Below are 22,299 nucleotides of genomic sequence, written 5' to 3' on the forward strand. Positions count from 1 at the left end.
AAAATGAATAGAGGAAATAATATGCCTGTTCAGGCACCACTTATTCCAGATCCCTTTGTTCCTTATGAATGCATGAATAACCGTACACTTTTTGCCCTTTGCCAAGGTGACCGAACCATAATTGAACGTTTTTTAGAACCTACACCATTTGAGTATGTAGATAACCAGTTCGTTGTCTCGATTTCTGATTTTAGAAACTGTAATAAAGTCCCTTATATGGATTGTGCGATTGTCATACCAGTTAAATATAAAGATCAACTGGGTGGCTACTATCTCTTTGAGTATGAAGATCATGATGCGGCGATTGCTGCTGGTCGCGATTTATGGGGCTATCCAAAGAAGTTTGCAACGATTCAACTTAGCAAAGAAAATGATCAAGGAATGATACGTGGGACAGCAAGTCGTGAAGGTCAAGTCATTATGGAAATTGAATGCGATTGTAGTCAACCTTCGGAACAACTGAGTCTACCCCAAATAACCCCGCATCTGAATTTGCAAGTTTTTCCTAGACCAGATGGCCCAGGAATCGAGTCAATGAGAGTGATTTCTCGTGACACTTCTCCTGATTTTAAAAAGAAGTCGGAGAAATTTGGGAAGACGAAAGTAACTTTACAAGGATTATCGACAGATCCACTAAATCTATTACAGCCAAGTTATGTAATAGGAGGAGGGATCACAGTTGGTGATTTTTATGCGACAGATGAAAATGGTTGGGGGAAAATCCTTGATACCCTCATCTGAATAGCAATTTTGAAGGTGGTTTGCATGAGACTTAAAGATAAAGTAACAGTGATAACTGGTGCTGGTAAAGGAATTGGGAAAGAAACTGCTTTCTTATTTGCTAAAGAAGGAGCTCATGTAATAGTAACCGATTTTGATGCAAGTATAGGAGAATCAGTCTGTGAAGAGATTAGCCAGACATGTGCAACTACAGCATTTGTTCCATTAGATGTTCGCTATGAGGAAGAATGGATTCAGATGTGTCAGTTTGTCATTGCTAGGTTTGGTCGAATGGATATTCTTGTAAACAATGCAGGGATAGCTATGCAAGATACGATTGAGGATTGTAGCTATGAACAGTGGAGGAAAGTACATGAGGTCAATTTGGATGGAGTATTTTTAGGAACCAAACATGGAATTCGCACAATGAAAAGAAATAGGCAAGGTTCTATTATTAATTTATCTTCAATTGAGGGAAACATAGCTGAGCCACATTTAGTTGCCTATAATTCTAGCAAGGGTGGAGTCCGATTATTGACCAAATCGGCAGCTCTTCACTGCGCTAAATCGGGGTATGGGATACGTGTGAATAGTGTTCATCCGGGATATTTGCACACCCCCATGCATGATCATTTTTCGCAAAAACAGCTTAAAGAGATTACAGATCGACATCCAATTGGATATTTGGGACAAGCCATTGATGTGGCTTATGGAATTTTGTACTTGGCAACAGAAGAATCACGGTTTGTAACAGGATCAGAATTAGTGATTGATGGAGGATATACTGCACAATAGACAAGATACCGAAAAACGGGTAAATACCCAATAGTTCATGAATAATTTGGGTGAACGTATAAATGTTTGAATGAAAATGGCTTAAAATCTTCAATCTATGTTTTGGCATCAAAATTGCATTACTATTATACAAGCAATCGATGGATTGTAAATGTATATCATACGATAGGAGGGTGTCTATGAAAAGGCTCAAGTTGTTTGTGAATGGACAATGGACAGAACCAATCGATGATCAATATTTTTCAGCTTATAATCCAGCGACCGAGGAAGTGATTGCTCAGGTTGCACAGGGTTCACGGAAAGATGCACAAAGAGCAGTAGCAAGTGCAAAATCAGCTTCTAGAGAATTTCGAGAATGGTCTATTTGGAAGCGAGCAGAGTTATTACAACGTATTGCTACTGTAGTAGAAAAGAGAAAAGAAGAATTAGCATACTTACTGACTATTGATCAAGGAAAACCTTATCATACAGAGGCATTGAGAGAAGTAGATTCAGTTGTTCGTGCTTTCTCAGATGCAGCTGAACAGATTAAGTGGATGGAAACATCTTTTATTCCTACCCGAGATGAAAAGAAGCGAGTATACAATTATTTAGCTGCAAAAGGGGTATATGCGGTGATTACTCCTTGGAACTATCCTTATATGGTTCCTACTGAGTTTCTCGCTCCAGGGTTAGCAGCTGGAAATACAATTGTTTGGGTACCTGCTCCTACAACTTCAGTGTGTGCTGTAAAATTCGCTGAATGTCTAGAAGAAGCAGGAGTTCCTCCAGGGGTTGTCAACTTGATAACAGGCTTTGGGGATGAAGTGGGTGATGAAATTGTCATTCATCCAAATACAGATGCGATTGCATTTTGTGGCAGTACGAAAACAGGTCAGGTGATTGCTTCACGAGGTGCTGGAAAGCCCATGTTGTTAGAGTTAGGTGGGAATGGACCTACGATTGTACTAGCAGATGCAAATATTGAACAAGCAGCTCAGTCGATTGCCAAAGCTTGTTTTACAAATGCAGGGCAAATTTGCTCTTCAACAGAGCGGATCTTAGTGCAAAAGGAAGTACAGGATGAGTTAGTAGAACGATTGTTAGAGCAAGTGAAGTCAATTATTTTGGGTGATCCTTTAGATAGTAAGACGACGATGGGGCCTTTAAATAATCCTCCTGTTGTTGATAAAAATATTGAACATGCTGAGGATAGTCGTAAGAGAGGATCTACTATTGTAACAGGCGGAAAGAAACCAACGCATTTTGAAAAGGGTTATTATTTTGAGCCAACCATTATTAACAATGTCAAATTGGATAGTTTATATAATTTAGATGAAACCTTTGGCCCAGTAGCCCCAGTCATTCCTTTTGAATCATTAGATGAAGCACTTGAAATTACTTATCAAAGCAAGTGGGGGCTATCTTCGGCTATTTTTTCTCAACATTTAAAGACAGCGCTTACATTTGCTGAAAAAATGCCGACAGGCTTAGTGAATATTAATGATAATAGTGATTATTGGGAACCACATCTTCCGTTTGGTGGAGTTGCAGGGAAAACAAGTGGATTGGGTCGTGTTGGAGGAAAATATGCCATTCGTGAGATGTCTGATTTAAAGACAATCACAATTGATTTGAAATAAAGAAGCTTTGTTCAATTAAGGAGAAGAGGTGTCCAAATGGCGAATTCTGTACCTATGATCGCATGGATCTTTTATGTGATCATCCCTGTTGTCGGAATGGTCATTACAATTGCAACTTCGATGTATGTGTCAAAAAAGGATCAAAAGCAATAGATCACTGGGGAAATCGGAGGGGATCAGCTTGATCGCTACATTCATTGTTTATCTTGTTGTAGTATTTGTGATTGGCATTTCGGCTGAGCGATATATTTCTAAAGGTGAAGAAGGTTACTACCTTGGAGATCGTAATTTTGGTACTTGGGTCACTGCCATTAGTGCAGGTGCGACAGATTCGAGTGGCTGGGTATTCATTGGTGCAGCCGGCGCAGCTTATGCAGCAGGGGCTTCGACCATGTGGATGTTGCCAGGTTTTATTGTGGGGTATTTTTTGAATTGGTTCGTGGTTGCACCCAGACTGTATCAATATGGTTTAAAGCATAATGTTCTCAGTTTAGCTGATTACTTTGAAAAGCGCTTTAATGATAAAACAAATCTTCTCAAAGTGATTGCCAGCATTATTATTGTCATCTTTTTTGTCGCCTACATGGCATCTCAATTGAGTGCAGCGGGTAAAGCATTCAATGCCATTATCGACTTTGATTTCAATGCAGGATTAGTCTTATGTGCCGCGTTTGTGTTGGGTTATTCCGTGTTTGGTGGCTATCGCTCTGTTATGATGACTGACTTTATACAAGGATTGCTTATGGTTGGCGTCTTGATTGTATTCCCAATTTACATGATCTTTTTCGAACTCGGAGGTTGGTCTTCCTTTATTCAACAAGTAGCTTCCCTTGATCCTCTTCTTATGACATCGACTGCTGGAGCGACTGGTTCTGCTGCGATTGGATTGGTTCTTGGCTATTTGCTCTTCGGCTTTGGTGTCCCAGGACAGCCACATATCTCACAGCGCTTCTTATCAGCAAAGGATGAAAAAACAATTCACAATGGCTCAGTGATTGCAATGGCATGGGTCATTATTATGATGGTCAGCTCAAACCTTCTTGGTTTGATTGGACGTGTTATGCTGCCTAATCTAAAAGACCCTGAATATGTGTTTCCTATGTTGACAGAACAATATCTAAGTCCAGTGATAGCAGGTGTTGTGATTGGGGGAATCTTTGCGGCAATCCAATCGACATTTTCTTCTCAATTAATGGTTGCTACACAATCAGTGGCGAGCGATCTTCTGAAGGCTTTTAGTAAAAAGTCCTATACAGATCGACAGCTATTGGTGATTAGTCGTTGGACAATGGTGGTTTTAGGTATTTTAGCAACTGGTATAGCCCTACTTAATATAGAGGCTGTCTTTAATTTAGTGATGTATGCCTGGGGAGGCTTGGCCGCTAGTTTTGGACCGCTACTCTTTTTTAGTCTATATTCCAATATTGTAAACAAATGGGGAGCTGCAGCAGGAATGATCACAGGTACATTAGTGACGATTATTTGGAAGAACACTCCATATGACACAGTTGTTTATGAGTTAATTCCAGCGTTCATCTTATCCACCATTGCCATTGTGCTTGTTAGCAAACTAACCAAAAAACCACATCTTACACAATAGCAAAAAAACAGAGTCAGATGAAGAAAGTAACCAAAAGTTACTGATTTTGTAAAAATCGATAAGGAGTAGGTGAGGATTTATGCAATTTCAGCACATTATTTACCAAATCTCAAACAACGTCTTAACGATTACTTTGAATCGAGAATCGACATATAACGCTCTTAGCACAGATACGAAATTGGAGTTACAGCAAGCTTTCCAACAAGGAGAACAAGATCAAAGTGTGAAAGCAATTGTAGTTACCGGAGCGGGTGAACGTTCCTTTTGTTCAGGTCAAGATCTAAGTGAAAGTAAAGAGTTAACAGAAGAATTGGCCCAAGAGTGGGTAAATGAGTTTGATCAGCTTTATCGAGTGATTCGTTCTGTTCAGAAACCAATTATTGCTTCTATCAATGGGTACGCAGTTGGATCAGGTCTGCAACTTGCCATGTTAGCAGATATTCGTATAGGAGTTGCCTCTGCTAAGTTTGCAATGACAGAGATTAATGTGGGATTGGCTTGTATTATTGGTACAACGATGTTTTGGGAGATCATGGGGAGATCTAGAACTACAGATTTGATTCTAAGTGGACGTATGTTGACTGCGGAAGAAGCGGAGCAATATGGACTCATTACTCGATTAGTTCCTGATCATACAACGTTGAAGGAAGAAACAACCAAGCTCGCGTTTGAACTTGCTGCAAAACCACCTGTGGCTCTCAGCTCAAATAAAAAATGGTTTAACTATTTAACAGAAGAGAATTTCAATCACTGTATGGATTTTGCTAGAGAGGCACATAAGATTGGGTATGCATCAGGAGAACCACAAGAGATGATGAGAAAATTTTTTGCTAAGTAATATAAATGAAGGTCGGGATTATATATGAATCTATATGAATACGAAGGAAAAAAGTTATTTTCAATATATAATATTCCAATTTCACAGGGGTGGCTCTGGCCGAATCTTCCTTCAGTAGATCAACCACTGATGGCAAAAGCACAAGTCTTAACAGGAGGTCGTGGAAAGTTAGGTGGCATTCTTCCTGTTCAAAGCCTAGAAAATTTGGAGCCAGTAGTTCAAAAGTTAATGGATTTGAAAATCAAGGGAGAGAAGACAAATACTGTGTATTTGGAAGAGATCGTTTCTTTTCAGAGAGAACTATATCTTTCCCTTACACTTGACCGAAATGAAAAGAGCCCTATTTTATTAGTATCTAAGATGGGAGGGGTTGATATTGAATCAGTCCCCAATGAGCAAATCCTACAAATACCGATTCATCTTTTGATCGGTGTGCAAAACTATATGATTCGACATGTGGCTGATTTTCTGGAGTTATCTCAAGAAATAGTAGCTGATTTACTAGAGAAATTGTGGCGGTTGTTCATAAGGGAAGAAGCAGAGTTGGTTGAAATAAATCCCTTATTTGTTGATCAATCAGGTTCGATTACTGCGGGAGATGCGAAAGTGGTTTTATCTAAAGAGGACAACAAAAGTTTGAGATCGTTTTATTTGCCACGTGAAGAGAATACCTTTGAAGCCAAATGTAAACAGTTAGGCGCAGTTGGTGTTGAATTGGATGGTGAAATTGCGATTATCACAAGTGGAGCAGGTCTAGGAATGGCTACACTTGATTGGATTTGTCATCACAATCACTCAGTACGTGCTTTAGTGGATTTAGGAGGATATATCATTCATGATATTCAAAAAGCGAAACGCTTGCTGCATGAAGTTGTTTTGCTAAATCCAAAAGGGATCTTAATTAATTTCTATTTTCAAGTTGCCAGTTGTGAAGTGCTAGGACAAGCTATTGCAGAAGAATTGGGTCATTCTGCTATTCCTGTATCGGTTCGGTTAAAAGGAAAACAAGAAGAACAAGCATTACGTTTGTTAACATCCTATCAGAATATCAATACAGCGAGTGATTTAGAACAAGCATTTGCCAATTCGATTGGTTAAAGGGGATATAGAAAGCATGGCTATACTCATCGATGAGAAGTCACGTATTCTCATACAAGGGATGACAGGTAGTGTGGGTCAAATATTTGCCAAACGGATGTTGACCTATCAAACTCCTCTCGTAGCAGGAGTGACACCTGGAAAAGGACGACAAGTTTTATTCGGAGTTCCAATCTATTCAACTGTGCTTGAAGCAGTTCAAGAGACAGCAGCAAATGTTTCACTTGTTATTGTGCCACCAAATGTAGTAAAAGAGGCTGTATTTGAAGCAATTGATGCCGGCATTAAAACAATTGTTATTTACTCAGAAGGAGTTCCTGTGCATGATAGCATTCGAATGATTGAATATGCCAAGCTGAAAGATGTGCTTGTTTTTGGACCTAATTCTGCTGGTGTAGTATCTCCTAGAAAAGCTAATGTAAGTGACCTTGATGATTCAATCTTACAACCAGGTAAGATTGGAATCGTCTCAAAAAGTGGCACATTGACATATGAAGTGGTTGAAATTCTCAAAGATCTTTCTTTTGGTATTAGTACGATTGTATGTCTAGGTGGCGATCCAGTTATTGGCGTTCAACATGATCAGATTTTGGAGCTATTTGAACAGGATATGGAAACAGAAGCGATTATATATATTGGAGAAATTGGTGGAAATGATGAAAAACGTTCTGCTGAAGTGATTAAACAGATGGAAAAACCTGTGTTTTCATATGTGGCTGGAAAACATGCTCCTGTTGGAAAGAGAATGGGACATGCAGGTGCAATTATTCATCGAGAAGATGAAAGTGCGAGCAATAAACAACAAATATTAAAAGAGAGTGGTGCTTTGGTTGTTGATATTATAACTGATTTGAGAAGTGTATTAGCAACCTATCCCTTTACTTTTAGACAAGTATAAATCGAAATGGGAGGACTAAATATGAACTTACAAGATAAAGTTGTGATTATTACAGGTGCCGCTGGAGTTATTGGGAAAGCAACATCCAAATTATTCATTAAAGAAGGAGCTAAAGTTGTTTTAGTAGATTTGTCTAAAGATGCATTAGAGAAGGCTGCAAATGAACTTGATTTGCCTGAAGATCGTTATCTGTTGATTGATGCCGATGTGACAAAAGAAGTAGAGGTTAAAAGATATTTTCAGCACACAGTAGATGTCTTTGGTCGAGTAGATGCTTTTTTTAACAATGCAGGAATTGAAGGAGATGTAACAGATATTAAAGATACTACGCTTGAAAATATGGTTAATGTTTTAAATGTAAATGTCAATGGAGTCTTTTTGGGTTTGAAATATGCGATCCGGACGATGCTAAAGCAAGGTTTTGGCTCCATTATAAATACTGCATCTGATGCGGGTATCGGAAGTGCGACAGGTTTAGGTGCTTATGTTGCTTCAAAGCATGCAGTAATTGGATTAACAAAAGTGGCGGCATTAGAGACTGCTGATCAAGGAATACGAGTAAATGCAATTTGTCCATCATCGATCAATAGTCGTCTCATGCGATCATTAGAGGAAGGTTCGGGCAATCAACAGCAAGCACATGAAGAATATAAAAGTAAAATTCCTATGAAGCGTTATGGTAATCCAGATGAAGTTGGGCAAATCGTATTATTTCTAGCTTCAGATCGAGCTTCTTTTGTAACAGGTGCACATTACAATGTAGATGGAGGACGATTAGCAAAATAGTCATTATATGAATAAGTGATTCTTATATTGATGAGAATCACTTATTTTTTGTAACAACTTGGATTGTTGATAGAAAGGGAAATGAACATGGTTTTACTTGGGGCAATTGTAAATGGAGTAGCAATTATTTTAGGAAGTTTACTTGGTGCGGTTTTTACAAAAATACCTGAGAGAGTGAAACAGACAATATTACAGGCATTCGCATTATCTGTCTTGATGATGGGAATTGATATGAGTTTAAAAAGCCAACATTTGCTTTATGTGGTGATCAGTATTGCGTTAGGAGTGGTTATCGGTGAATATTTAAATATAGAAGAATCATTTCAACGATGGAGCATTTGGTTAGAAGAAAGAGTTGGAAGAAAAGAAAGTGATTCATTATCAAAAGGTTTTGTTACTTGTACGTTGATCTATATTGTAGGTGCAATGCCGATTATCGGTGCATTAGATAGCGGTTTGCGAAATGATCATACATTATTTTATATAAAAGCTTGTATTGATGGGCTAATGGCACTTTTTCTTACCACAACTTTAGGAAAAGGAGTGCTTTTTTCTGCTATTCCTGTTATTATCTATCAGGTTATATTGACTCTTTTAGCTACTCAGATTAGCTATTTGGTTTCTTCGAATATGTTAGATCAGATCATTCAAGAGATAACAGGTACAGGTGGTATCTTAGTTATGGGAATCGGGATGAATATGTTGGGGCTTATAAAAATACGTGTGGGTAATATGTTACCAAGTTTAGTGATTGTGATTCTGCTTATTTTCTTCAGAGATTTTTTTTGAAAAGGCATAAAACAGCAGGGAGTGTTGCATACTCCCTGCTTCGTTGTTATGAGATTTGCCGTGAAATAGATTTAGCCTGGGTAAAAAGTAGTAAATAATCGTAGCCACCCGCTTTGGAATCGGTACCTGACATGTTAAAACCACCAAATGGATGAACACCAACAAGAGCGCCGGTACATTTTCGGTTAATATAGAGATTTCCACAATGCATTTGCTCCTGTGCTTGTTGTATGCGGTGTTCATCTTTCGAAAAGAATGATCCTGTCAATCCGTATTCTGTATGATTGTAGATTTGAATGGCCTCTTGCCAGTCGGTTGCTCTGGTGATAGCCAACACAGGTCCAAAGATTTCTTCTTGCATAATTCTCGCTTCCTGATCAACCTCGCCAAAGATTGTGGGTTGAATATAGAAACCATCTCCCGAAGCGGTGCTTCCGCCAAGTAATAAACTTCCTTCCTGCTTTCCAATTTCGATGTAACTTAAAATTTTATCATATGCTTTTTGATCGATTACGGGTCCTATTGGATGATTTTCTTCAGGTAGACCAATTGTAAATGTTTTCGTCAGATCTAAAATTTTTGAGACGACCTGATCATAAATTGAATCGACAAGAATGGCTCGAGAACCAGCAGAACATTTTTGTCCTTGAAAACCAAAGGCAGATGCAACGATTTGCTGAGCGGCTTGATCGAGATCTGCGGTCTCATCTACAATAATCCCATCTTTTCCTCCCATTTCGGCAATCACACGTTTGATCCAAATTTGGTTTTTCGCTGTATTTGCTGCTAATTTGTTGATATGCAACCCCACTTGTTTGGAACCGGTAAAACTGATAAACCGAGTTTTTGGATGAGCAGTCAGAAAATCTCCAATTTCATTTGGATTACCAGGAATAAAATTAATGACTCCTGGTGGTAAGCCTACTTCTTTCATCAATGATACAAATTGATAGGCAATGATCGAAGTAGGTGAAGCAGGTTTTAACAGAACCGTATTTCCTGACACAATCGCGGCTGATGTCATTCCTACACAGATGGCAAGTGGAAAGTTCCAAGGCGGAATAACAATACCAACACCTAACGGAATATATCGTAGTTGACTCTTTTCTGTAGGGATTTGTGTAGGAGGAAGTGTTTCGTTGATACGATCTAAGCGGATCATCTCTCTTGCGTAAAACTCTAAGAAATCTATTGCTTCTGCTGTGTCTGCATCTGCTTCAGCCCAGTTTTTTCCTGCTTCAAAAACCAACAACGATGAAAACTCATGCTTTCTTTCTCTCATCAAGTTAGCAGCTTTAAATAAATAAGAAGCACGTTCTTCTGGGGAGACTTTTTTCCAAGTTTCAAATGTATCTAATGCCTTTTGCATCGCTTTTTCTGCAAGTTCTCGATTAGCACTACTCATATACCCAATCGTTTCAGAAACTTTACCTGGATTAATTGATGGTGTTGTGGTTTTCGTATAAATTTTTTCAGAGCCAATATAAAGAGGATAGGTATGACCAAAGGAATTTTTCACCTTGGTTAATGCTAGTTTCATCGCTTTCCGATTATTTTCATCCTGAAAATTGGTAAAGGGCTCATTAACGAAAGGTGTTAACATAGACTTCTCTCCTTGATCCATTAGTTTGATTGGTTACCGCTGAGTTCAAGTTTTACATAGATTAATAGTAGCAAGAGTGGTGCCAAATTCCTGATCAAGAAGAATAGGGATTCAAAAGTTGTGTTACCCATGAATAATACAAATGAATCGTTTTTTACCTATTTTTGGGTAGATGCTTTAATCTCGTAAACAAATGAACGTAGTTGATATTTTTGAATTTTGTTATTGAGTGTTTGCTGTGGAATATCTAATCGACGTGCTGCTTTTGATATGTTTCCTTGTTGCTGGATCAATTCTTCTTTTATCAGTTGAATCTCCAAATCAATGATTGCTTCTCTTAATTTAGGACGTTGATTTGTTGAGGAAGGAGTAGGTTGCTTTGATTGAAAGTACAATAATGTGTCTGTTTGAATGTCGGATAATTGGATATACCCATCTTCGGCGATATTCATAGCCCGCTCGATTAAGTTTTGTAACTCTCGAATATTTCCTGGCCAGTCATATTTGGTGAAGAAATTCAAAGTCTCTTTACTTACTCCTAATATGTTCTTATGAAATTCTTTATTGTATTTGTGAATAAAATGCTGTACAAGTTCGGGAATATCTTCTTTTCGTTCTCGTAGGGAGGGTAGCTCTAGATAAATTACATTTAATCGATAGTATAGATCTGAGCGTAATTCACCTGATTGTAGAATGATCGAAGGATGGACATTTGTCGCTGCGACAATGCGAACATCAATCGAGATTTCCTTTTGACTGCCAATTCGCCGTACTTTTTTCTCTTGAAGCACTCGTAATAACTTTGCCTGTAAAGTAAGCGGCATTGAGTTGATTTCATCTAAAAATAAAGTTCCTTTATGGGCAAGTTCAAATAATCCAGGTCGATTTTCTGCTCCTGTAAACCCGCCTTTTTCAGTTCCAAATAAAATGCCTTCCAATAACGTTTCAGGTATTGCTGCACAATTTTGAGCGATAAATGGGGCTTTTTCTTGTAGGGTCGATTCATGAATGGATTGAACTAGTAACTCTTTCCCTGTACCAGTCTCCCCATATATAAAAATAGGTGATTTGTATTTTGATATAATCGGAATTTGTTCTTTGATGTTTTGAATGGCAGGACTATGATCTAAGATCATGGTATCTGAATATTGATTATCAATATCAACAAGGGGTTGAGTGACGGATTTGTTTTGTAGCTGTTGTAATAAAAGCATTTTGTTTGAGTACTCATGGATCGCTGATACGTCCTCGAATATTTCAAATACACCTACTAATTTATTACCTTGGATTAGTGGATAGGTAGAGGTGAGTGTTGTTTTTCGTTCACCACGGTAATTGATAAATGTAATACGTTGATTGATAACAGCTCTTCCTGATTCTAATACTTGTATGATTAGACTTTTTTCCTTGTTTAATTTAGGAAAGACTGTAAATATCGATTGGCCCAGATCACGATCTGGTTGAAAGCCAATTGTTTTAGTTGCCGAGTTCATATAGATCAATCGTAGATTTGTATCAACAGCATAAACAGCTTCCTGTACTTTTGAGAGCATTTGCCAGAAACCTTCATTTGTAATGTTGGATGGAATCAATCAAGTCACCTACTTTTTCCAGCAAATTTAATTTCGTATTCAAAAACTAATAGAAGAAACTGAGTGTAATAAAAAGATACGATCTAAATAGTGGAATAAAGAGATTATAAACCCCGTTGGAGACTATTTGAAAGTAATCTTGAAGGATTATATAAGCTGATTTCTCGTGGCAACAGTTTCTATCATGTGAAAAATTCAACTTCCCATTTACTTCAAACGAATTGTATGCATCCAAGTAATTTTGAATTCAATTTTTTATTGCATCACTTGTTATGAATGCTTCTCCTTCGAGATTTTTTTATTGTGTTTCATATATTAACATATACAGTTATTCCGTTGCTCGAATTCTTATGTATCTAACTTTTGAAATAAATTCTAGTTTATACTGCTGACGAATTTTTCCTCCTATGAATAACTCTTTAGTTACATATAGATGAACCAGCCACGAATAGCGAAAAAAGGATGGTTCTTTTATTTGTACATTGGTATTAGTACGCAATATAATTAAAATCCAATTTATGATCGGGATATTCAGGAGGACAATAGAACAGGAATGTTAATTGGACTTATTCAACAGAACTTCATTCAAGAATCAGCGATTGAAGGAATACCAAACTAGTTGATGTTTGGTTTGCTTTATTTCCAACCTTTCACGAATTGAATTAGTAAAAGTAAATATGTTAGTTTTTGAATCATAACAAGCAAAAGAGACTTTGTTTTGCAAAGTCTCTTTTACATCACAATGTCAATTAGTTTTTGATATAGTAACGTTTAGCTCCTTGCCATTGATCCAAATTACTAACATCCCCCATACGAAGCATACCAGAACCCATGCTACCTTGCACATATTTTCCATGCCCCACATAGAGTGCAGCATGGGTAATATTTTTATCAATATAACATGAGCTACAGGAATAAGTGGGACCCCTAAAAAAAAGATCTCCAGGTTGTAGCTTATCTCTAGCTACTGGCTTTGCATAGACTGAGCCTGGTTTTAACTTTTTAAATTCGCTTTCATTTAGAGCAAGCTTCTTTGCACCAGCTGGTAATTTTTTGTATTTCTCATCACTTAGCACCAGTCGATCATAGTATTGTGTGTCTGTTATTCCTGGTAAGCTAATTCCAAGTTTTTTGTACATTTGAAGTACAAATCCAGAGCAATCCCAACGGTTACCATCTTTAGGCACTGGCCCTACGAGCGATTTTGCTGTTTTGATCATGGATTCAATTTTTGTTTGGGAAATAGCGGAATCTTTACCATTGTTATTTTTTTCTTCGTCCTTTTTCGGTTGTTGGTCATCTTTTTTGGGCTTATCTTTTACTTTATCTGTTGGTTTATCGTTGGTTGCTTCTGGCTCAATTACGGTCACAGGTGGCGTGACATCCACAATAATATATGTTCCGGCATCTGAAGAATGAATTGTTTGGGAGTCGGGTGATGGATCAACTGGATTGATTTCTATTGGGTCAGCAAATACAGAAATAGGTGATACGAGTGTCAAAGTAAGCAACAGGGTTAGTATAAAGAATGAGGAGCGTCGCATGTTGTAACCCCTTTCAAAAGTGTGTATGTAAAGTATAAATAATAAAATAAATAAAATCAATTCAAGAATGTTGATTAGGCATAATTAGAGGAAATATAAATATTAAACCTCTATTCAAAAATGAATGAATAGGAGAATGAAATTGAAACATGAAAATAAAAAGCCGAATTGACTGGTCAAGTTGTCAATGGGGAATTATTCGACATGTTAATAATGTATTTTTATGTTATTCAATTCGGAAAATAAATCTCCGGCGCAGCCCTCGTCCCTAGTGGGTACGAAGAGCGCGCACAGAGGTTCCTCCGTTGATTAGGCAGCAAATATGGATTTATCCATATAGGTCAGTGGGAACTCACCTCGCATATGGATCCAATATTGCGCTTGGATTCCGATCACCTGAATCTGTCGTCGCTTACCATCGAGCAGCAACCACTGATTTGGCTGAATCCGAACCAACTCCAGCTTCCGAGTCAGTAGAACCAAGTGGATGTCGATGATGCTGTACTTCTTTTGCGTCATATTCCGCAACTTGGCAAGAGTAAAGTCGAACTTTTCCTCCTTACCATAGATGATCCGCTCGCAAGCAAGAACCTCACTCAATCGCAGAAATCGACCTTCAGCTTGTACTACTTCAGTTGAAGTATTGCTGAAGACATGCATTCGACTTCCCATGATCCTTCCGCCGTGGTTGTCCCCTTCGAAAGAGCCAACACGAGTAAAACTGTCGAAACTAATAGACATTAGGTCCCTTTAGAAGAACATCTGTTTAGCTCCAGGAAACCTGGCATGCCCAGACTTTGGGTATTTAGGGCTATTTTCATGTTTGATTGTATAAAAACATATTTTGTAAATAAAATCAAATGATAAAATAGTTCAGGTATCATTTCGGGATTTTTTAGTTATGGATGAGATCATGTGTTGATGTAGTAGAAAAAATCGGAAAACAAGAGTCATGCTGCATGCGAGAATAAAACAACCGATCAGGTGAAAACACTAGTAGGGAAATATTAAAGATGATATTATAAAAAATATAATGTTTTGACATAGTTTCTGTTGTGGGAAAGAAGAATTATCAAGATCAAACTATCAACCTTTATAAGATGTGGTTTTTATATTATACGGAATATTTAAATTCAATGGGGAGCATCAATGATGAATGATTATAAAATCCCATTTCGCAACCGAATTGTTAATATTGCAGCAAATGTTCGCACCCATTCAGATCAGTGGTTGGTCTTTTTGCATGGGCTCGGCTGTACCAAAGCAGCATTTGATACCGCTTTTGCTGCAAAGGAATTAGAGGATTTTTCACTTTGTGCTTTTGATTTTTTAGGCTTTGGTGATTCCGATGCACCTAATGATTTATCTTACGAACTAAATGATCAGGCGGAAATATTGATTGCCCTGATAAATCAGCTCTCGATAAAAAAAGTGCATCTGGTGGCACATAGTATGGGTGGGGCGATCGGCTTATTGGCGACCGAGAAACTGCCTGAGCTCGTATCGTTTATTAATGTGGAAGGGAATTTACTTAATGAAGATTGCGGGATTGTTAGTCGAAAAATAGCGACTCAAAAAGAAGAAGATTTTATCCGAACCGGTTTTCATGAGTTTGTTCAATCATTGGAAGCAACAAAGCAAGATGATCTATTGCACTGGGCAAAGTGGTGCAGAGAAGGAAGCCCTATCGCTTTCCATCGCAGTGCCTGTTCTCTCGTTACATGGTCAGATAGCGGAAACTTGTTCTCGATTTTCCAGGCTATACAGAATAAAGCCTACATTCGTGGAGAAGAAAATTTACAGCTTTATCTGCAGCCACATCTTGATGGGTGGCATTCATATGTGATTCCTGCAAGTGGTCATTTTATGATGTTAGAAAATGCGCGTTCATTCTATACCAGTATAGCTCATTGGCTAAAACAGTCGAAGTAGATTTGAGACTTATTATCCGGATATAAATTTTGTGTTTACTGAATATAAGTACCTTCATGGTAAATCGTTGCTAGAAGTTTTTTAAACAGCCGATAGAATTTTCTTGCATCAACAAAGGGTAAAAACAAGAGCGTTGAACTCGATGTGTGGATTAAAAGCCAAATAAGTTTAGCGGCGACAAACATCCATCTAAATATACTTGATCCGAATTTACTTTTTTCTTCTCTTTCATTATTTCTAGCAGCTTTCTCCAAACGTTCTCTCATATTCCGACCTTTTGCCACGCTTTCAATCTTCTTCAACAAGTAGTGTAAGAACCATATTTATCCGGCATATCCATCCATGCTACGCTTGTCTTTAATATAAAAATAATCCCATTCAGCACTTTTTGGTAATGTTGGGGATGCATATACAGGAGATGAGACAGTAGAGGGATAAGACAAAGTGCATGGTATGATTTCAAGATGTTTTATGGCTAGTTAGCTGGTAGTAATGACGCACTCGCACTCAAGGCAGATCGGAAAGAGTGGCTTTGTGTATGCTTTTAAATACGTTTATGAAGTTTGTAAGTAAAAGAACTCGTATACCTAACCAGGCGAGTACATACTCACCTGGTTGGTATTTACTTCATTCGTTCCTCCAACTCGCGAAGTTTATTCTGAGACCATGTTAGTTTTTTTAGGTGATTTGCTAGTTTTCTCCGATCCGCTGGGGTTGCTTGGTTTGTATTAACACGTGCTTGGAGGGTTTCGATGTTTATTTCTAGTGTTCTGATGTCTCTTTTTAGTGTATTGATCTGTCTTACTTCTAGCGGAAGTTCATCTTCATCGGATGACATGGTACTCCTAACTAGTGGAAACGAACAAGGGCTCCTTTTACGAGGAGTTGATCCTTCCTCCGTTGGATCGACTATATACAGTACATTCTCATTATAAATGAGATGTGGAATATTGAAAATACAAAAAGGTGTGAATTATTAGGACTAAATTGAGAGATTGGTGAGATTATTGAAATTGGGAGTGATATTCGCTACTTCTTCATACGTTTCTAAAATCGTTCAAAGTCACAACCGAACCCACTGGAGAAAAGAATTCACTCCAGTGGGTTCGGTTGTTAGTTATGTTTATTTAGTATTATTCTATTATTACCTAATTCATGGCATTATTTGAATTTGGTGCATTTTAAACATGGATGATTAGAGTGATCTTTGCAAAGAAAAACGCCTTGTGTGGCGTTAGCTGTTTGTTATACTTAACATAACAAGCAATGTTTGCATGCACTCTCAGTAGTGCCTGAATCTCTAGGAGACAGATGTGAGTGTCTTTATGGGAGCGATGGCTGCATATGTCTGCTCCCTGGTACTGCCATTCCCGTGGTGGTTGATCGTCGCAACACCTATATGCATCGCTATCGGGTGGTTTACTTCGAGGTGATACACTCGCAAAAGCAGGTGGGGACGAGTCGCAGTCAAGCGATTCCCTACCTGCTTTTGTGTGAGCGTGAGTCTTTATCTTGCGTGTGGGGCTTGGGCTGTCTTTTGTTGTGAGAGGATGTGTGTTATTGCAATGTTTGTGTGAGTCCTTAAACTGTGAAAATAATATTGTCGCTTATGAGAGCATCTTTTATATATCTTGAATCTATCAAACCATAAAAATAGGTTATTGAAATTATCAGCTTATTTCTGTTTGGGTAAATCATTCCGCCGAGAGCGGATCAGTGTAATCCCAGCAAGAACTATGCTGATCAGCCCCATCAAAATGGCAATGATGGCTCCTGCTTTCCCGCTACCAGTACCGAAATTACCAGTAAACATGGTTAGATGCAGACCAGCATAAGCTATGACGATAACCCCTACTATCACGGCAATAATGGCACCGTTTCGTCCACCATTGCCGATTTGACGCTTGGAGCGAACCATTGATAACCCAGCTAGTATCGCACTGAATAGTCCCACAAATGCGTCTATCGACGCCCAAAGTCGCCCGGAAGTGAAGCCATATACCACACTTTCTGTAGTCATAGCTGCGAAGGAAAAAGTTGGTACTAAAAGAAGTACACTAAGAATTGCTAATGATATTAGTTTTGCTTTCATTTGTTAATGACTCCTCTTGGTTTGTCTTTTGTAAATAAAAGTTTATACATATGATGATCTAGCAATTTGGGATGAACCTGAGCAAAGCAATGTTCAAATAGCTTTCATCCACAATCATTCACTTACTTTAGAGGTAATTTTTGGCTTTTAACAATCACATAAGTAAGACTTTGATTATTAAAATTGAGATTTTCTTATTTTACACAGCTTAGATTACATTACAATTGTCGAGAACTTATGCAGATCCTATCCTTTTTATGCAGATTTTTTTTTAATAATATAAAAAATATACACATAATTCTGATTAATTTCTGATGAAACTTGATATTGGAAACAGACTAACAAGAAAGATATGATGGGATAGAGCAGTTAAAATGGGAGACAAACCAGGAATATTAAAAGAGGTGTAGACCTATTTGCGTGAGTTGCAAGTATTGACTGTTTGTATTAGTTAAGAATGTTTTATGATTGCCTATTCAGAACGAAAAGATAACATCTTGATTGAATGCTTCCTAAAAAAGTGAAATAGATGAATGTCACGAAATGAGGATATCTCACAATATAGCATGGTTATTGTAATAAGACGATCGAATGAGTCAAAAAAATAATTGATTTTGGGATGAATCATTGAATTCGAAATTCTTTATCCATTGCCGGGTAACTCTGGCATTGTATTAGCCGTTTACAATAGTAAAAGCTGCTTTGGAGGGAGAGTATATGGGTTACGAGAATTCGCATATCCGGAAACTTTATCACCAACTGGGGGATGGTCTTAGTAATCTGCGATATATTAAAACAATAAATGGTTTTAGCTACCAATTCGGTGATAATATATGAGAATAACAGTTCGAATGAAAATATTTGTCTGTATGGGACTGCTTTTACTGATTGGAAGCATTGCCTCTATTCTATTTACATTATCTTACACCAATATTTTGTTTGATAAATTTGAAAGAGAGCAAATTGACCCACATTATTTGAGCGCCTCACCAATAGAGCAAATCGAAATTATTAAATCTTATTCTTTTGACGAAATAAAGAAAAATGTGCTGTTTAGATTGTCCTTCTTTGTATTAATCGGTATTTTCTTTAGTTATTGGGTATCAGGACTGCTAACCCTTCCACTTAAAAAGTTGATGGTTGCTATAGAACGTGTGACACAAGGAGATCTAAATGTCGAAGTACCAGTAGGGACGAAAGATGAGTATGGGAAAGTGACTCAAGCGTTCAATGATATGATGTTGCGACTTCGTGAAGCGGAAAAAATTCGAAGGAAATTGGTGGCTGATGTTGCTCACGAGCTTCGAACCCCATTGTCCATTATGCAACTGAAACTGGAAAATTATCAACAAGCTGGACAGCATATTCCACCAGAAATGCTGCTTCGAATTCATGATGAAGTGATCCGAATCAGTTTGTTGGTCGATGATCTTCATGTCTTGTCATTGGCTGAAGCGGGGCAATTGTCACTTTATCGCAAACCAATTGACATGACTGTTCATTTAGAACGAATTGTAGATGACATAAAATACGAAGCGGAAGAAAATGGATTGAAAGTTCACCTTTCTGTATGTGCTAAACCAGTTATCGTGTTAGCAGATGCCCGACGAACCACTCAAGTTTTTATAAATTTGCTGACCAATGCGATACGTTACACACCTCGTGGCGGGGAGATTACGGTGAAAGTCGAAGATCAGGTTATTGATCAGAATAAGTTTTATGTACGAGTCTCAGTGGTTGACACTGGCATTGGGATACCTGAAGAGCATCTACCTTACCTATTCGATCGATTTTACCGCGTAGACAAAGCACGCTCTCGACATACAGGTGGAACAGGACTTGGTTTATCCATCGTACATCAACTTGTAAAAGCCCACGGTGGTTTCATCCGTGTTGAAAGTTGTATTAATAAAGGAACTAAATTTAGCGTCTATTTGCCTTCAGGAAATGAACGAGGTGAAGATAGAGAGGATAGGGAAGGGAACTGACGGTTCGTTCTTTTGTGACAAATGAGTAATCGTGCATTATTAAATACATATTCACATTCAACGTGGAGAATTGACTGTAAAAAGGAAGCCGAATGATCGACTTCCATTTGCAGAATGCTATTCCAAAGTTCGATTGTTATCATCAATGGCGAATGGCTTTGCTGGTTCAGGGGATTCTCCTAGTGTGAGATGACCATCGCCACCGCAAACAGTACAGCTATATTGCCAATTTTCATCATCAGCTAATAAACCAGTTCCTTCACAAGCTTTACATATAGAGTTTCGATCTACCATTTTACACAACCTTTCGTAGTGAAACTATTGCTTATTTTTTACCCAATTAATCAATCCTCCAGCTAACATGATTTCAACTTGCCTTGGGGAGAGGAGATGTTGAAGTTGAATTGCCTTTCCTGCAATAATTGCTTCAATTTGGTTGCCCTTGCGTAATTGTTCACGAATGTGATCAATCTGGATTAAGTCACCTGGCATAAGTTGTTCATAGTCCTCTGGTTGTCTAAATGTTAAAGGAAGTACACCAAAGTTAACGAGATTTTGCCAATGGATTCGAGCGAAATCTTTTACAATTGCTACTCTTAATCCAAGATATCGAGGAGCTAACGCTGCGTGTTCTCGGCTAGAACCTTGTCCATAGTTATACCCAGCAATAATCCCATGACCCCCTTGATCACGAATCTTGATCGCTTGTTCATAATAGGAGTCATCAATAATTTCAAATGTAAATTTACTGATTTCGGGTAGATTACTACGATAGGGAAGGACTCGTGATCCACCAGCAAGTATTTCATCTGTGGAAATATTATCCCCCATTTTAAGCAGGATGGGGACGTGTATGGAGTCAGCTAGTTCATCCATTGTTGGAATGGATGCTATATTGGGCCCTTTGACTAGTTGGACGGTTTTTGCTTCTTCAGCAGATAAAGGTGTATCAAGCAAGTCTACATCAATGGAGGGGTATTCGGGTTCATATGCTTGTGGGTAAGTAATGTTCAGTGTTCTTGGATCTGTAATTTTTCCTGTTATTGCAGAGGCGGCAGCCGTTTCAGGGCTGCATAAATAAACGCTATCCTCACGCGTTCCTGAACGACCTGGGAAGTTGCGTGGAGTGGTACGTAAGCTATTTCTTCCAGTTGCGGGTGCTTGCCCCATGCCAATACAGCCATTACATCCAGCTTGGTGGAGACGGGCACCTACAGAGATCAAGTTCGTGATGTGTCCATGTTTAACCAGATCAGTAAGAATTTGTCTTGAAGAAGGATTGATATCAAAAGAAACACCATCCGCAATTTGCTTCCCTTTTACAATTTCAGCGACGATTGCATAGTCACGATAACCAGGATTTGCGGAAGAACCAATGTATGACTGATAAATCGGACGACCCACTACTTCCCTTACTGGCACAACGTTTCCTGGGCTAGAAGGCTTAGCGATTAAAGGCTCCAATTCAGAAAGATTGATTTCATCATATAAATCATAATCTGCATCAGGATCAGCGATAAGCTCAACCCAATCATTTTCCCGTTGTTGACGAATTAGGAAGTCTTGAATCACTTCATCTGATGGAAATACAGTCCCTGTTGCTCCTAACTCGGCTCCCATATTGGCAATCACATGACGATCCATTGCGCTTAAATGCTGAAGACCTGGACCATAATACTCAATTACTTTCCCAACACCGCCTTTTACATCATAGCGACGAAGTAGTTCTAAGATCACATCCTTAGCACTCACCCACTCAGGTAATTCTCCAGTAAGTTTGATCCCCCAAATACGCGGCATCTTGACATAGAATGGAAGACCAGCGATTGCCATTGCTACATCAATCCCCCCTGCACCCATCGCCAGCATACCCATACATCCATTTGCACAAGTGTGACTGTCAGAGCCCAGCAAGGTTTTTCCAGGCTTCGCTAATCTCTGCATATGTACAGGATGGCTTACTCCGTTGCCTGGACGACTAAAATACAGGCCAAACTTCCTTGTAGCACTTTGTAAAAAAAGATGGTCATCTGGATTTTTACTATCGCTTTGAATGATGTTATGATCCACATATTGTGCTGAGGCTTCAGTTTTTGCACGTTCTACGCCCATTGCTTCCAGTTCTAACATCACCATTGTTCCAGTCGCATCTTGCGTTAATGTTTGGTCAATCCTTAATCCAATCTCTTCACTAGGTATCATCTCACCTGATACTAAATGATCACGAATTAGCTTTTGTGTAACATTAGACCCCATCAAATCCCCCCTCATTAATGGTAAGATGGGCTGATTTCTCTAGAATTATGTAAGAGAAGAAAACCTTAAATAATACAATCATGAAGTGATATACACAATTGTTGCTGAAATTGCTTATAGCTAGATGTACAAAGATATATCTGAGT

At 38.4% G+C, this 22,299-nt stretch carries 20 protein-coding genes; 11 read left to right on the top strand and 9 right to left on the bottom strand.

The genetic code is table 11. From position 1 onward, the window contains the following. Positions 1-3 precede the first annotated feature (3 nt). From BUB71_RS00080 to BUB71_RS00120, 9 genes are all read left to right on the top strand, one after another. Positions 4-741 carry an acetoacetate decarboxylase family protein gene (locus BUB71_RS00080; protein ID WP_073149997.1) on the top strand — a complete coding sequence of 246 codons (738 nt, stop codon included), beginning with the start codon at positions 4-6 and terminating at the stop codon, positions 739-741. Positions 742-765: 24 nt separating this feature from the next. After that, positions 766-1,515, top strand: coding sequence for a glucose 1-dehydrogenase (locus BUB71_RS00085; RefSeq protein WP_073150001.1), 750 nt, complete (start codon positions 766-768; stop codon positions 1,513-1,515). A 179-nt stretch (positions 1,516-1,694) separates the two neighbouring features. Continuing rightward, positions 1,695-3,137 (top strand): aldehyde dehydrogenase family protein, encoded by a 1,443-nt coding sequence (locus BUB71_RS00090; RefSeq protein WP_073150004.1) that lies wholly within the window; start codon positions 1,695-1,697, stop codon positions 3,135-3,137. 181 nt (positions 3,138-3,318) lie between these two features. After that, on the top strand, positions 3,319-4,737 hold the full coding sequence (locus BUB71_RS00095; RefSeq protein ID WP_175552231.1) for a sodium/proline symporter: 1,419 nt from the start codon (positions 3,319-3,321) through the stop codon (positions 4,735-4,737). Positions 4,738-4,816: 79 nt separating this feature from the next. Next, positions 4,817-5,575, top strand: a complete 759-nt coding sequence (locus BUB71_RS00100; protein ID WP_073150010.1) for an enoyl-CoA hydratase/isomerase family protein — start codon at positions 4,817-4,819, stop codon at positions 5,573-5,575. A gap of 24 nt (positions 5,576-5,599) precedes the next feature. Further along, positions 5,600-6,673: an ATP-grasp domain-containing protein gene (locus tag BUB71_RS00105; RefSeq protein WP_073150013.1), complete on the top strand. Its 1,074-nt coding sequence runs from the start codon at positions 5,600-5,602 to the stop codon at positions 6,671-6,673. Between the two features lie 16 nt (positions 6,674-6,689). After that, entirely contained in the window at positions 6,690-7,571 is an 882-nt protein-coding gene (gene sucD, locus BUB71_RS00110; RefSeq protein WP_073150016.1) for a succinate--CoA ligase subunit alpha, read from the top strand. Between the two features lie 21 nt (positions 7,572-7,592). Next, positions 7,593-8,357, top strand: a complete 765-nt coding sequence (locus BUB71_RS00115) for an SDR family NAD(P)-dependent oxidoreductase (RefSeq protein WP_073150019.1) — start codon at positions 7,593-7,595, stop codon at positions 8,355-8,357. Positions 8,358-8,444: 87 nt separating this feature from the next. Next, a complete protein-coding gene (locus BUB71_RS00120; protein ID WP_073150023.1) occupies positions 8,445-9,146 on the top strand; it encodes a DUF554 domain-containing protein in 702 nt (233 codons plus the stop codon). A gap of 46 nt (positions 9,147-9,192) precedes the next feature. Here BUB71_RS00120 and pruA read toward each other — a convergent pair whose 3' ends face one another. The 4 genes from pruA to BUB71_RS00140 form a co-directional block, all read right to left on the bottom strand. Further along, positions 9,193-10,749 (bottom strand): L-glutamate gamma-semialdehyde dehydrogenase, encoded by a 1,557-nt coding sequence (pruA, locus tag BUB71_RS00125; RefSeq protein WP_245815477.1) that lies wholly within the window; start codon positions 10,747-10,749, stop codon positions 9,193-9,195. A 158-nt stretch (positions 10,750-10,907) separates the two neighbouring features. Next, on the bottom strand, positions 10,908-12,341 hold the full coding sequence (locus BUB71_RS00130; RefSeq protein ID WP_084730842.1) for a sigma-54 interaction domain-containing protein: 1,434 nt from the start codon (positions 12,339-12,341) through the stop codon (positions 10,908-10,910). Between the two features lie 749 nt (positions 12,342-13,090). After that, a complete protein-coding gene (locus tag BUB71_RS00135) occupies positions 13,091-13,885 on the bottom strand; it encodes a C40 family peptidase (protein WP_073150029.1) in 795 nt (264 codons plus the stop codon). Between the two features lie 309 nt (positions 13,886-14,194). Continuing rightward, a complete protein-coding gene (locus BUB71_RS00140; protein ID WP_073150032.1) occupies positions 14,195-14,557 on the bottom strand; it encodes a hypothetical protein in 363 nt (120 codons plus the stop codon). Positions 14,558-15,034: 477 nt separating this feature from the next. Here BUB71_RS00140 and BUB71_RS00145 point away from each other — a divergent pair, with 477 nt between their 5' ends. After that, positions 15,035-15,817, top strand: a complete 783-nt coding sequence (locus tag BUB71_RS00145) for an alpha/beta fold hydrolase (protein ID WP_084730844.1) — start codon at positions 15,035-15,037, stop codon at positions 15,815-15,817. A 35-nt stretch (positions 15,818-15,852) separates the two neighbouring features. On the opposite strand, the gene BUB71_RS00150 is transcribed toward BUB71_RS00145, so the two are convergent. The 3 genes from BUB71_RS00150 to BUB71_RS00165 all read right to left on the bottom strand — a co-directional run bounded on the left by BUB71_RS00150 (position 15,853) and on the right by BUB71_RS00165 (position 17,909). Beyond that, complete coding sequence (locus BUB71_RS00150; protein ID WP_139278932.1) at positions 15,853-16,101, bottom strand: hypothetical protein; 249 nt, start codon at positions 16,099-16,101, stop codon at positions 15,853-15,855. 338 nt (positions 16,102-16,439) lie between these two features. Then, positions 16,440-16,655, bottom strand: a complete 216-nt coding sequence (locus BUB71_RS00160; RefSeq protein WP_073150043.1) for a hypothetical protein — start codon at positions 16,653-16,655, stop codon at positions 16,440-16,442. 837 nt (positions 16,656-17,492) lie between these two features. Further along, on the bottom strand, positions 17,493-17,909 hold the full coding sequence (locus BUB71_RS00165) for a DUF6223 family protein (RefSeq protein WP_073150046.1): 417 nt from the start codon (positions 17,907-17,909) through the stop codon (positions 17,493-17,495). Between the two features lie 833 nt (positions 17,910-18,742). Here BUB71_RS00165 and BUB71_RS00170 point away from each other — a divergent pair. Then, positions 18,743-19,897: a sensor histidine kinase gene (locus BUB71_RS00170; RefSeq protein ID WP_073150049.1), complete on the top strand. Its 1,155-nt coding sequence runs from the start codon at positions 18,743-18,745 to the stop codon at positions 19,895-19,897. Positions 19,898-20,014: 117 nt separating this feature from the next. Here BUB71_RS00170 and BUB71_RS19315 read toward each other — a convergent pair whose 3' ends face one another. Further along, positions 20,015-20,191 carry a hypothetical protein gene (locus tag BUB71_RS19315; protein ID WP_175552232.1) on the bottom strand — a complete coding sequence of 59 codons (177 nt, stop codon included), beginning with the start codon at positions 20,189-20,191 and terminating at the stop codon, positions 20,015-20,017. A 24-nt stretch (positions 20,192-20,215) separates the two neighbouring features. Further along, the gene (locus BUB71_RS00175) at positions 20,216-22,153 is read right to left on the bottom strand and encodes an aconitate hydratase (protein ID WP_073150052.1); all 1,938 of its coding nucleotides are present in this window, start codon (positions 22,151-22,153) and stop codon (positions 20,216-20,218) included. Between the last annotated feature and the right edge of the window lie 146 nt (positions 22,154-22,299).

Source organism: Seinonella peptonophila (genome assembly GCF_900129355.1).
GTDB classification, from domain to species: domain Bacteria; phylum Bacillota; class Bacilli; order Thermoactinomycetales; family Thermoactinomycetaceae; genus Seinonella; species Seinonella peptonophila.